Source organism: Lysinibacillus sp. AR18-8, assembly GCF_001705465.1.
Lineage (GTDB): Bacteria > Bacillota > Bacilli > Bacillales_A > Planococcaceae > Lysinibacillus > Lysinibacillus capsici.
This window is the reverse complement of sequence record NZ_MDGU01000005.1, coordinates 83,354-95,648: the sequence shown is the minus strand read 5'-3', so window position 1 is coordinate 95,648 and position 12,295 is coordinate 83,354. Positions and strand designations below refer to the sequence as shown.

12 protein-coding genes are annotated in these 12,295 nt (G+C 37.3%); 2 read left to right on the top strand and 10 right to left on the bottom strand.

Annotated elements, in window-relative coordinates:
• Positions 1-56 precede the first annotated feature (56 nt).
• The 5 genes from BFM98_RS03965 to BFM98_RS03945 all read right to left on the bottom strand — a co-directional run bounded on the left by BFM98_RS03965 (position 57) and on the right by BFM98_RS03945 (position 5,776).
• A complete protein-coding gene (locus BFM98_RS03965; RefSeq protein ID WP_066036579.1) occupies positions 57-2,138 on the bottom strand; it encodes a DUF2339 domain-containing protein in 2,082 nt (693 codons plus the stop codon).
• Between the two features lie 81 nt (positions 2,139-2,219).
• Positions 2,220-2,471: a phage holin gene (locus BFM98_RS03960; RefSeq protein ID WP_054550579.1), complete on the bottom strand. Its 252-nt coding sequence runs from the start codon at positions 2,469-2,471 to the stop codon at positions 2,220-2,222.
• Between the two features lie 306 nt (positions 2,472-2,777).
• On the bottom strand, positions 2,778-4,133 hold the full coding sequence (locus BFM98_RS03955; RefSeq protein ID WP_066036578.1) for a YjiH family protein: 1,356 nt from the start codon (positions 4,131-4,133) through the stop codon (positions 2,778-2,780).
• 384 nt (positions 4,134-4,517) lie between these two features.
• Positions 4,518-4,838, bottom strand: coding sequence for a monooxygenase (locus BFM98_RS03950; protein WP_066036577.1), 321 nt, complete (start codon positions 4,836-4,838; stop codon positions 4,518-4,520).
• 14 nt (positions 4,839-4,852) lie between these two features.
• Entirely contained in the window at positions 4,853-5,776 is a 924-nt protein-coding gene (locus BFM98_RS03945) for a DsbA family protein (RefSeq protein WP_066036576.1), read from the bottom strand.
• A gap of 165 nt (positions 5,777-5,941) precedes the next feature.
• On the opposite strand from BFM98_RS03945, the gene BFM98_RS03940 reads away from it, so the two are divergent.
• Positions 5,942-6,514 (top strand): TetR/AcrR family transcriptional regulator, encoded by a 573-nt coding sequence (locus BFM98_RS03940; RefSeq protein WP_048391376.1) that lies wholly within the window; start codon positions 5,942-5,944, stop codon positions 6,512-6,514.
• A gap of 63 nt (positions 6,515-6,577) precedes the next feature.
• Here BFM98_RS03940 and BFM98_RS03935 read toward each other — a convergent pair whose 3' ends face one another.
• From BFM98_RS03935 to BFM98_RS03915, 5 genes are all read right to left on the bottom strand, one after another.
• The gene (locus tag BFM98_RS03935; protein WP_048391377.1) at positions 6,578-7,339 is read right to left on the bottom strand and encodes an IucA/IucC family C-terminal-domain containing protein; all 762 of its coding nucleotides are present in this window, start codon (positions 7,337-7,339) and stop codon (positions 6,578-6,580) included.
• Entirely contained in the window at positions 7,336-8,163 is an 828-nt protein-coding gene (locus BFM98_RS03930) for an ABC transporter ATP-binding protein (RefSeq protein ID WP_054550571.1), read from the bottom strand. Before BFM98_RS03930 ends, BFM98_RS03935 begins: the two co-directional genes overlap by 4 nt.
• Before the next feature lie 48 nt (positions 8,164-8,211).
• Positions 8,212-9,252 (bottom strand): FecCD family ABC transporter permease, encoded by a 1,041-nt coding sequence (locus BFM98_RS03925; protein ID WP_066036575.1) that lies wholly within the window; start codon positions 9,250-9,252, stop codon positions 8,212-8,214.
• Complete coding sequence (locus tag BFM98_RS03920; RefSeq protein ID WP_066036574.1) at positions 9,245-10,261, bottom strand: FecCD family ABC transporter permease; 1,017 nt, start codon at positions 10,259-10,261, stop codon at positions 9,245-9,247. The genes BFM98_RS03925 and BFM98_RS03920 overlap by 8 nt, the downstream gene beginning before the upstream one ends.
• A gap of 123 nt (positions 10,262-10,384) precedes the next feature.
• On the bottom strand, positions 10,385-11,395 hold the full coding sequence (locus BFM98_RS03915) for an ABC transporter substrate-binding protein (protein ID WP_066036573.1): 1,011 nt from the start codon (positions 11,393-11,395) through the stop codon (positions 10,385-10,387).
• 558 nt (positions 11,396-11,953) lie between these two features.
• Between BFM98_RS03915 and BFM98_RS03910 the strand changes: the two genes are divergently transcribed.
• Positions 11,954-12,259: a CotD family spore coat protein gene (locus BFM98_RS03910; protein ID WP_016991980.1), complete on the top strand. Its 306-nt coding sequence runs from the start codon at positions 11,954-11,956 to the stop codon at positions 12,257-12,259.
• The last annotated feature ends 36 nt before the right edge of the window (positions 12,260-12,295 follow it).

The following is a 12,295-nucleotide window of genomic DNA, read 5'->3' as shown; positions in this document are numbered from 1 at the left end:
AATTTAGGGTTATTTAGCGTGCGATAATGAATAAAGCACGCTAAATAACCCATTTTTTATTTCCTCAACAACCTACCCGACAACAGCATCCCAATACCACCAATGGTAATAAATAGAACAGCTCTAATCAATAAATCAAGGGCAGATAAGTCAAAGAAAATTAGCTTAATAAATGCGATAACTAAAATAATAAAGCCTGTTGTGCGCAATGTTTTTAAATGATGTGTGGAACTAATCCATAGTGAAACACTAGCTGTTAAGAATAATGTAATGGATGTAAGGGCGATACTTAGCTTCCAATCAAGGGCGTTGTTATACGTAAATTGATGGATCAGCCCCCATATGGAAATCATCGTGAGCACGATCCCCGTACTTACAATAGCGTCCACATATTTCCCCAGACGGTCCTCGTACAATCGATAAATAATTCCTTTTACAAGCACATCAGCGACAATCGCTACAATCACTGCTAAATAAATTAATCTAGTGATAGTGTTTAAGCTTTCCAACATTGACACTCTAGTGCTGATCATCAAGGAGACTAGTAGGAAAAATGCACCAAGTACTGGCGTTAATGCACGTCCTTTGTAAGTTTCCTCTACAAATAAAGAACCAGTAAATAAGACAGCTAGTACGATACACACCATATATGGAATGCCATTTGCGGCTGTAAAGTATACGGCATCTAGCTTGCTAATATAGGCTAAGAAATAGCCAGCTGTGACCACTGCTAAAATATCGATTACATACAAATCCTTCATGACCTTTTCAAAAGGTGAGAGTGTCTCTTTTGGACGTCTTGCATATAAATAAATAATGATGAAATAGATGATTGGCATAAATAAGCTTAAATGATCGATGCTGAAAAATGGACTTGGTTCATGGAAAATAAAGTTTAGTGTAAATGTCATCACAAGGGAAAGTGAAGTAACGACCTTCATCATACTTGCACGTATTCGTAAGCTCATCATCACGCCTGCAAATGCAATCAAAGGATACAATAAATCATCCACTTTATTCGGAATATTCAATAGAAGTATCATATTACAGAAGGTGATAAACACAAGTGTCACAGCACTATCCAGTACCTCCTGCCATTTTTGACGGTAGCTATAAAACGCTACAGCGCCAAATAAAGCCATTAAAATGAGTAGTAGCATTTCTCCATTTTCAAGAGAACGAATGATTAGGTTCAGCAGTAATAAACTAAATGAGCCTAAAGAAAATTGGAGTCCTATGTGAAGTGGCTTCCATTTGGATTGTGCGTTATACAGTAAACACCATATTGCATAAAAGATTGCTAGAATCACAAGTAAACCAAGTGCAAAAACTACTTGCTGATCACTATTCATAAATGCTACAACACTCACTGCTAGCATTGAAAAGAATGTGGCGATATAAAGGGCTAATTTTTGCTTGTGCTGGTAAATAACTAATTGCAATGCAGCAAACAATACAACCACAAATAATAAAATAATGACAGCACTAAAATCCATATATTCTAGTAGGTAAGGTAGTAATAATGATGTAAAGGCAACAAAAACAGTTAGTGCTTCATTTTTCTTCAAATAGCTAATGGCAATACCATAGCCAATATAAAGCAGCGTAATGCCTAGTGCTGGAATAAGACCAATGATTTCATATAATATGGCACTCGCTGCGGTTGTTAAAATGCCGACAATAAATGCCCCACCATATAAAGAAATCGTTATAGCCGATGAGCCTACTTTCCTACGCTCTAGTACGTAGGCAATAACCGCCAATCCCACCGATAATACATAGGCAAGGATGATTTTCACGCCATCCGATAAATAGCCATAGTCACTGACAAGTTTTAGACCCCAAAGTACGCCCATTACTAAAATAACCATGAATACTTTTGGAAGTGCCCACATAACACGTTCCTCCATCGATGGCTGTGGTTGCACTTCTTTTTCCGCTACTTTAGTCGGGATAGGCTTCGACTCCAGTACTGGTTTTGGTTTAATTGGTTCTGATTGCTTGATCATCGACTGTCTGGCATCAAGAGTATTAATTTTTTCAGTGCTTTGTGAACCTTTTAATACTGTCAACTCCTGACGTAAATCCGCCATTTCCTCCTCGAGCTTCGCAATTCTGCGCTCCAATTCAAGGGACATTCAATCATCCTCCCCACTTTATCAATTTTCTAACATTATAACATATTTATTCTTATTGTAAAATTACACTTTTTGTTCATTTTATCGCGGTCTCCGATACATTAAGGCACGTTCACTATCACTAGTGCCCCGTGTGGTTGGATCGACAATGACCCCCATTAACACAAAAATGGATAAGACTGTATTTAAAAGAGATGATATTTGCTCACTCATCACACCTGTAAAATCATAGCCAAAAATTGCAGCCACTTGTTGTGCGAGTAAGAGCAACAATGAAAATAGCCCTAGTAAAAATGGAATATGTTGAAGACGAACCTTCCAATTAATTCTCATAAAAGCTCACCTCCCCCCCTCTTGCCACAGTATATGCATAGTGGTTATGTGACACATATGCAAAAATGGAACTCTTGCCAAGTTACTAGGATTTTTTGATAATATTTTGTGATGCAAGCTATTTTCAAACGCAGAAGGCATATTCATATATTTTGTTAGGTTGCCGTATTGTATAAATGGAAAAGGAGTGAAACGTCCCTACCAATATCAGCTACCTCCCTTTTTTTATGGCGTCAAGAAATTTTCTACCGTTGATATTTCAACAACATGAAAAATGCCAAGTCCATTTAAGACTTGGCATTTTAGTTAGAAGAGTAGATGACCAACCAATGCTGCAATTGGAAGAGAAATAAGCGTACGTAGTATAAATAAGACGACTAAATCCAAAAACTTCAATGGAATTTTTGTACCTAAAATAAGTCCACCTACCTCAGACATATAGATCAGCTGTGACACAGAAACAACAGCAATAACAAATCTAGTAACTTCCGATTCAATCCCTGCACCTAAAATAGAGGGTAGAAACATATCGGCAAAGCCTACGACCATTGTTTGCGCTGCTTCAGCCGCTTCAGGCAAGCCAAGGACGGTTAAAATTGGTTCAAACGGTTTTCCTAAAATCGCAAAGATACTTGTAAATTCAGCAAGCATTAAGGCAATTGTTCCAAAAGCCATAACGATAGGGGCCACACCCACCCATAAATCAATTACATTTCTAGAGCCATCTTTGAAAAATTGTCGTGGATCTCGATTTGCATGCGCAACAGCAAGTGCATTTTCTAAACCATGTGAAACAGAATTATAGCCCTCTGGTAATTTCTCACGTGAATAATCCACTGGTGTCCCATCTATATACGTATCCTCCTTTTTCGCAAGTGGATAGATTCGAGGCATAATAATGGCTAATACAATTCCACAAAGTACTACTGTCAAATAATAAGGAATAAAATAGCGTGCCAAATGTACAGTATCCAATACAACGATGCAGAATGTGATGGACACTACTGAGAAACTTGTGGCAATAATCGCAGCTTCTTTTTTTGTGTAGTTCCCCATCTCATATTGTTTACTGGTCATTAACACACCTATTGTGCCATCACCTACCCATGACGTAAGAGCATCGATTGAAGAACGCCCTGGACTTTTAAACAGTGGCCGCATAATTTTCACCATCATTGTCCCGAAAAATTCAAGTAAACCGAAGTTTGTTAAAAATGGTAAAAGGAAACCCGCAAACAAAAAAATGGTAAATAAGAACGTCACAAGTCCCTCATTTGGATCCATGAGGAGTCCACCCGTATTTTCATTATTGATGGCAGACGGTCCAAAATTGAAGACCACCATTGAAGCAAAGGCTAAACCGATAATACGAGTAATTGTCCAAAACCAATTAACATAAAACAATGTATCCAACATACTAGGTTCTTTAGCATTTTTACGAGGGATAAATTTCGCTATAAGTGCACCAATTGCAGAGATGGCAAACATTCCAATTGTAAAATAGCTAATGATCGGGGCCACAATCCCCGCTAAAACATTGGCTAATATGGCAATGGGTACTTTCCAGCCCTCTTCCGTTAAAATGGGGGTCATAAATAGAAAGATACCAATTAAAGACGGAATAATGAAGTAAAAATATGTAGCAACAGAATACTTTTTCATTTTTTTATAAAACCTCATCTCTTTTAATCTCAATAATTTATGTATTTTGCATAACAACAATTAAAATAGTGTTTATAAGAAACATTTATTTATCAATTGTTGAACTACTATATAAGCAAAAATATGTTGTTTTCATTCAATATCTCATCCCTCCTTCTGCTATAGAACAATTTAAAAGCTTTGAAGTATTGAGCATTAAACAGAAAAACACTCAAATTATTCATGTTTTTATAACATAAACGTGATATAAAACTATTGTAAACGCTACAACGCAATTGGTTCAACCTCACAATATTCAGAATATTTATACATTCATAAAATAAAAGCCTAACTTCTTAATTAGAAATTAGACTCCTTTGAATTAGCTAGTAATTCTATGATGCATCAGTGATTTTTTAATTGTTTTATTGGACCTTTCGTAACTTCAGTCAGTTTTGAATTGATAGCAAAGATTTTTGCGTTGATCGTAGTGATTCCAAATTCAGCTAGCCTTTTTGAATGCATTGCTATATATTGTTCAGCTGTGCTTTTTGATTCAAATAGATAGATGCCGCCTGCTTCGTTTGTTTCAGGGCTCTCTGTCCAAATTTTCCACAAAAGTCCTTCCTCTTCATAAATACTTTTTGCTAAATCAGAAAACGCTTCTGCCATCTCGTCACCAAATGGTCCATCCAATTTAAAATCTACCTGTAATACGTATGTCATTGCCCTTCTCCTCATTATTTAGTAGTAATATAACATTCACCAAGTATTTCCTTCATTTCATATTGATCTGATGAAAGCTCTTTTTTCACATAAGATATAACCTCTGACTTTTCCAAATCATACATGACTTCAATTTCTTTCGAAAATAGAAGCTTTTCTTTTTCAAGCAAGCTTAAAAGAGATGGCTGTTGTTTTGGTTGCAGCTCTTCAAAATCGAGAACCTGTTTTAGTCCTTCCACATAGTTTACAAATGGACGCCCACCAACAATTTTCAACCCTTTATGATCTTCATTCATCATAATAATTGTTGGAAATCCTCTTACGCCCAGATTTCTTGCAAGGTCAAAATCTTCATTTAATAACTGTTGCCCGCTTGTTTGTTCTGATTCGTTTACAATAGCCACTCCATCAAGCCCCAGTTTATTTACAATGTCAATCATAACGGATGTATCTGCAATATTTTGATTAAATACGAATAGCGCTTCTCTTGCTCTGCGCAAATATTCAAATGCTATAGCATCATGCTGATTTTTTTGAATCACTTTAAAAACACGAGATGGTGGATAGGATGATTGCACTGGATTGTTCATCATCACTGTTCCATCTATTGGCATGCGATAATATTCTCCAACTTCTCTCCAGTGTCCTACAACGTCGGCAGGTCCAGATATTCCATTAGCAGGGTCTACTGGACCATCACCCCATTTTTCTAGTAATCCTCCCATAATCGTATGAAAGTTAAAATAGTGTCCGTACTGCTCGATAAAACGTCGAAGAACGGGTTCGAGTGCCCAACAATGAGAACATATTGGATCAGTTACATAGTATACTTCAATGGATTTCTTTGGTTGATTAAAATCAATTATCCCTAATTCCTCCTCGCCAGCTACTCCACATACACCTGTCTCTAAATCACAAACCATTGGATGATTCTTCAATTGACTATCCCCTTTTCTTACTTTCATTAAATATAAATATATAACTCTCTTATTTGCCTTACAGTTGTATTTTATTCATAATAAAATCATCAATAAACCAATAATCTATTTGAATTGTTGTTTATACAACACTTTGAAGAAATTGTTTAAAAAGGAGTGTAAGTAATGACCTCATCTAAGACAGATCTTCGTGTTATACGGACTCGTAAATTAATCATGGATTCTTTCATTACACTTTCTAGTAAAAAAGAGTTCAAGGATATAACGGTTAAGGATATTACGACAGAGGCTATGATTAATCGTGCGACTTTTTATTATCACTTTGAAGATATATATGATTTGTTAGAGAAGGTCCTATCAGAAGTATTATTAATTAATTTGAATGATGACTTTCTACAACATAACGAACTTAATGAAGGAGCTTTCATTATTCTCTTTAAAGCGATAACTAATTTTCAAAAGTCATTGTCTAATCGTTGTCATAGAGGCTATGAAGAGACAATTGCTCGCATTATTAGAGAGCAGCTTGAAATTATCTTTTACAAAATGTTATTGAAACAAAATGCAGCGACAGAGAACGAAGCGTTAAAAATGACTGCTGTAATATTAAGCTGGGGAATCTATGGCGCTTCTATAGAATGGAGAACTAGCAATCAGGAGATACAGCCCGAAGAATTTATCAAACCTGCAATTCCTTATTTAATGGCAGGTATTGATGGCAAAAATAAAAGTGAATAAACACCTATGAAATGCTATAAGTGTTTACTCACTTTTGGTGGTTTAGAGATTTTGTTGTTATGATTATCTTTTTATTTTTGGACAGGAGATACAATAATCATTTGCTTCATCAGAGGTATGATAATAGAAACAACATGTTTTTCTCAAGCGTACAGGTTGCTCCGATTCCATAATTGTCACTTTAGGACCACAATAGTCCGTCAAAGGATTTTTTCTCTCTCCAAAAATGGAGCCTGGTGCTAGGTTTACAATATAGTGATAATCCTCTTGTATACGAGCCTTTTCTTGCTCACTGGCTCCTTCCCCTATTTTCGTTTCATAGAGCCAATTCACATAAATAGCTGTGTTTTCCCATAAGATTGTTTTTGGAATTTTACTTATTTTCGCTAATGACTGCCAAACCTTCGCTAAATTATTCGCAAAGATTTCTCTAAGAACCTCATCACGCCATTTTTCACGGTCTTCAGTAGGTATTGACACTGTGCGATCGATTAGCCGAATAGTAGGAAGCCAAGGTTTTGAATATTCCGCTTCTACCCACATATTTTCAATTCTGCAATGTAGTCCTTTATCGTATCTGGACATAGCATAGAAGGCTGAAGCTATCGTTAAGACGCTATAGCGCTTCGCAAACAACGATGCCGTAACTAGGATAGAAGGCGATTGAAAGAAATGGGCAATTTTTTGTAAATAATCTAGAGCTTGTTCATTGTCCAATAAATTTTTGGCATATAAAGAGTATGTAGCATCTACTGCAGGCTCTATCGACAATCGATACTCTCTTAGTAACACGGATGTTTCTTCAGCTGACAGTGATAGGCTCAACAGATCCCTACCTCCTCTAATTCCACTGTTTGAACTGTTCGCCCCTTGCCATGTGGCACACATAAAGGTGTACCAAAAAGCGGATCTTTAATAATGGTACAATCCATACGAAAAACAGCCTGGACCATCTCTGCTGTCACCACTTCCTCTGGCTTGCCTTGGGCATAAACCTGTTTATTACGTACCGCCACAATATGATGGGCATAGCGACAGGCTAAATTTAAATCGTGTAATACCATAACGACAGTACGCCCTTCCTTGTCATTTAAATCAAATAGTAAATCTAAAATTTCTACTTGATGTGCCATATCTAAATAAGTTGTAGGTTCATCTAGTAAAATAAGATCTGTTTTTTGCGCTAATGTCATAGCAATCCATACACGTTGCCGCTGACCACCTGATAATGCATCTACTGGACGATCGGCAAATTCAGTCATCTGTGTTACTGCAAGCGCATTGTTAACAATTTTTTCATCCTCCGTAGACCATTGCTTTAACCAACTTTGGTGTGGATAACGACCTTGCTTAATCAATTGCTGAACAGTTAATCCTTCTGGTGCAACAGGGCCCTGCGGCAAAATAGCTAAACGTTTCGCTACCTCTTTCGTTGAAATGGCATCTAGTTTATTCTCATCTAAAAAAATTTCACCCGACTTCGCTTTTTGTAATCGTGCAAATGTCCGAAGTAGTGTAGATTTTCCACAACCGTTGGCCCCAACTAGTACTGTAATTTTTCCTTTTGGTATTTGAAGATTCAAATCCTCTAAAATAAGATTTTCTCCATAGCTTACATGTAAATTTTGTGCTTCTAAGACATGTTTCAAATTCCTGTCACCTTCTTCTCCCGCTTTTAACTTTTTTATTATGAAGCTTTATTGATTGCGCGTTCTAAATAATAAATAAATAAAGAATGGTGCGCCAATTGCAGCAGTAAAGACTCCTGTAGGTAAGTCCTTTGGTAAAAAGGCTGTGCGTGCCACCATATCAGCCACAATGACAATGATTCCACCTATAATAGCTGTCACAGGAATTAATCCTGCAAAGGAACGCCCAACAAGCATTCTGCTCATATGAGGAGCCACTAATCCAACAAAGGCGATGCCACCAGCAAAAGCTACTGCAGAACCAGCTAGCATGACACTAATGAGTAGAAAAAGTAAACGATACACTTGTACTTTTACTCCTAGCCCTATCGCTATTTCATCGCCTAATTCCTTCACATTCACCGTTCTTGCTAAAATAAATGTTAGTGGCACTAAAATGACTAGCCATGGTAATAGCAAAAAGACATCCTGCATATTGGCCCCATACAAACTACCTGTCAGCCATAAATAGGCTTTCGTTGTAGCGGCTACATTACTGATTACAAGCAGCATCGTCACAACCGCCTTTGCTAAAGCTGAGATGCCAATTCCAATTAGTACCATTCGAATTGGTGTGACTCCTTTTCTCCATGATAGTAGGTAAATGATGAAGGAGACAATACCAGCACCTAATATAGCAGCTAACGGTAAAAATTGAATGCTGACTGATCCCATAAAGTACACAATAAAAATAATTGCCCCCATCGATGCTCCGCTCGTTATACCAATAATATCTGGGGCAGCAAGAGGATTACGGATAATTCCTTGTAAAATTAAACCGGCCACTCCCAGCGCAGCACCAACTAATAAGGCCATCAACACACGCGGGAGCCTTAATGTATGTAAGACAAAATCGTAATCTCCATTGCCATAGCCTAATAATTCTTTCACCACAGTGACAGGATGGATAAACTCGCTCCCCGCAGATAAACCAAGAACCGTTATGAGGACTAATAATAAGCTTAAAAGTAGTAGAATCCAAGCCGTTCTTTTAGCAATTTGAAAAGATATACGATTAGTTTTCGTTCGAACCGACACATAATTAGGCATTTTTTGCTAACCCCTTTCGTGCAATATAAATGAAGAAAGGAGCTCCGATTAAGGCTGTCATGACACCAATCGGCATTTCCAATGGCATAATCACATATCTTGCCGCAATATCAGCCAACAGTAGCAATATTGCTCCCAACACGGCACTGTAGGGAATAATCCAGCGATAATCCGTGCCAACAAGATGGAGCGCCATATGAGGGACAATCAAGCCAATAAAGCCTATTGAACCTGCAACAGCTACTGAACTGCCTGCCAGTATGATAATAATTATGCCTAGCGTGATTTTCGTGAGCATTGTTCGTTGTCCTAATCCTTTGGCAATATCATCTCCTGATTGTAAAATATTGATTGAACGCCCCATAAATATTGCCACGACTGTCACTCCTAAAATAAACGGTAGGACAGGCACGAGCATTTCAATACTACGCCCCGATACAGAACCCGCTAACCAAAACAGGACACTTTGTAAACCTTGTTCATCGATGACTAAAAGCCCCTGCGTAAACGAGACAAATAGAGCTGTAATCGCTGCACCAGCTAATACTATTTTTATCGGTGTTAACCCATCTCTTCCTAATGAGCCTAGGAAAAAAACCATCGCCCCCGCTGCACCTGCCCCTAAAAAGGCAATCCACATATAGCTCATTAAAGATTGAACGGAAAAAAGAGTAATAGCACTGACAATAAAAAATATGGCCCCTGCATTAATACCTAAAATATCAGGAGCTGCTAAAGGATTTCTTGTTAATGCTCGCATTAATGCGCCCGCAATGGCAAGGCTTGCGCCAACTACTGTAGCGATCACAGCTCTTGTAAATCTAGATGTTCGAATAATGACATGCTCCTTGTTAGCAGCATCAAAATGAAAAATAGCATCATAGATTGACGAAAAAGGTATGGACGTTTGACCAATAGCTATGCTGATTATAAATGCCAGCAAAAGAATCAAACAGCTGATGAATAAACCTATTTGTTTCATCGGTGTACTGGAAAGAATAATTCTCATGTTATGCCAACTTTCTTGATCCACAATTTAGCTTATGTAGGTTTCAATTATGCTCAAACACTACAATGAGAGGGCTGTTATTCAAGTATTCTCTAACACTTTTAACAGCCCATCCTTCATTCACTATTTTTCTAATTCAAACTTGTCATAAATATCATCTAGCATTAAATTAGCACTAGTAATACCACCTGCTAGATTCCAATTAATTTCATCTACCTGATAAACTTGATTCGCTTTCACTGCGTCAAGCTCTTTCCAAAGTGGATGGTTTGTCCAATCTTCATAAGTTTTTTTCACTGTCTCATCATTTTCCATAAACATATAAATAACATCAGCATTCATTTGAGTGATGCTTTCCTTGTCAGTTAGCTTCACAATTTCTAAAGAATCATCTGTTAAATTTTTAGGACCTTGGAATCCAAGCTCAGATAAAATAGAACCCGCATAACCTGTCACATAAATGCGAGCATGGTCTGCTCTGAAGTTGACAACAGAAACATGGAATGGCCATTTATCGCCAAGCTTCTCTTTGATTTTTGTTTGGAAATCAGCTACTCGCGTATCCCAATCGCCAAGTAATTCTTTCACCTTATCTTCTTGATTCATTGCTTGACCCATCATTTCAGCTGTTCCTTTGAAATCGAAAACCGTTTCATGAGCAACTGTTGGAGCAATCTGCGATAACTGATTATAAATTTCTTCATGACGTACTTTAGAAGCAATAATTAAATCTGGTTTAAGCTTTGCAATTTCTTCAAGGTTTGGTTGTGTTTCTTGTCCTACAATTGCAACGCCATCAAGCTCATTCTTCATATAATTATAAACAGGCGCTTCAGCCCAAGATTCTACTACCCCAACTGGCTTAATGCCCATAGCTACTGCAACATCTGTTGCGCCTTGATATAGTGTAACGATTTTTGTAGGTGTGCCTTCAATCGTTGTAGTACCCATTGCATGTGTAATCTCACGACTAGAAGATTCTGTTTCAGTGTTACTTTCTTCTGCTTTGTCATTCTCTTGTGAACTACTGGAGTTCGATGTTTTCTCCCCACACCCAACTAATAATAACGCGAAGGCTAATAGTAGTGTGAAAAGTACAAAAAAGTTCTTTTTTTGCAGTGATAATTTTGGCATAAATTTCCTCCTAAGAAATAATCGACAACGATAATCATTATCAATTAAAGAGTATACTGTACGATTGTTTTATTGACAATATCTATTTTTTCAAAAAACATACTTTTTTAATAAAAATTTATTTTACATTATGACGCTAGGAAGAACGTTATTTGAAAAACCTATTCATCGTGTTGAAAACCAAGCATTTGGATGGTTGTTAGACTCATTATCTTCACTTTGAAAATATGTGCTATTTTGTTCACTACTGTTAGAAATGAAAGAAGTTTTGCAGCATGATCGAGGGGGAGGATCATCGCCCTTTGGAAAGGACGATGATGGAACGGAAAACGCCTCGCCCCGCGAAATTGCTTTTCCTGCCGTTGACATCATCATTTTCAACAATATGTCATGCTTTCATTTCACTCAAAGACGTAGGCAAATTGATTATAGATTTTCTACTATTTTAGTTACTTGTTAGATTTACCTATGCATTAATAGGCAAATAAATAGACCCTATCGACGTATATCTCATATCTTAATAATGAACTACAACTTATCAAAACAGGAGGTAATAACATGTTTCAACGAAGACGCCATCCGGCAAAAGGTCCACACTGCTGTCCGCCACAAATGATGCCAATGCAATATGATCCACCACAATTTTTACCACCAGAGCAATATGTACGCACAAATTATATCCATACAGTTGTTCCACACGTACAACCTGCACATGTTACAACAGTGAACAAACATATGATTGATCATCAGTATTATTTCCCATGCACAGAATCTGTCGTGAATGAATGCTGTGAAACACATACAATGTGCGGTATGCCACCTAACCCTTGCCATATGCCACACCATCATAAACATATGCGCTAATACTAAAATAACGATGGGGTTGTCATATGACCCCAT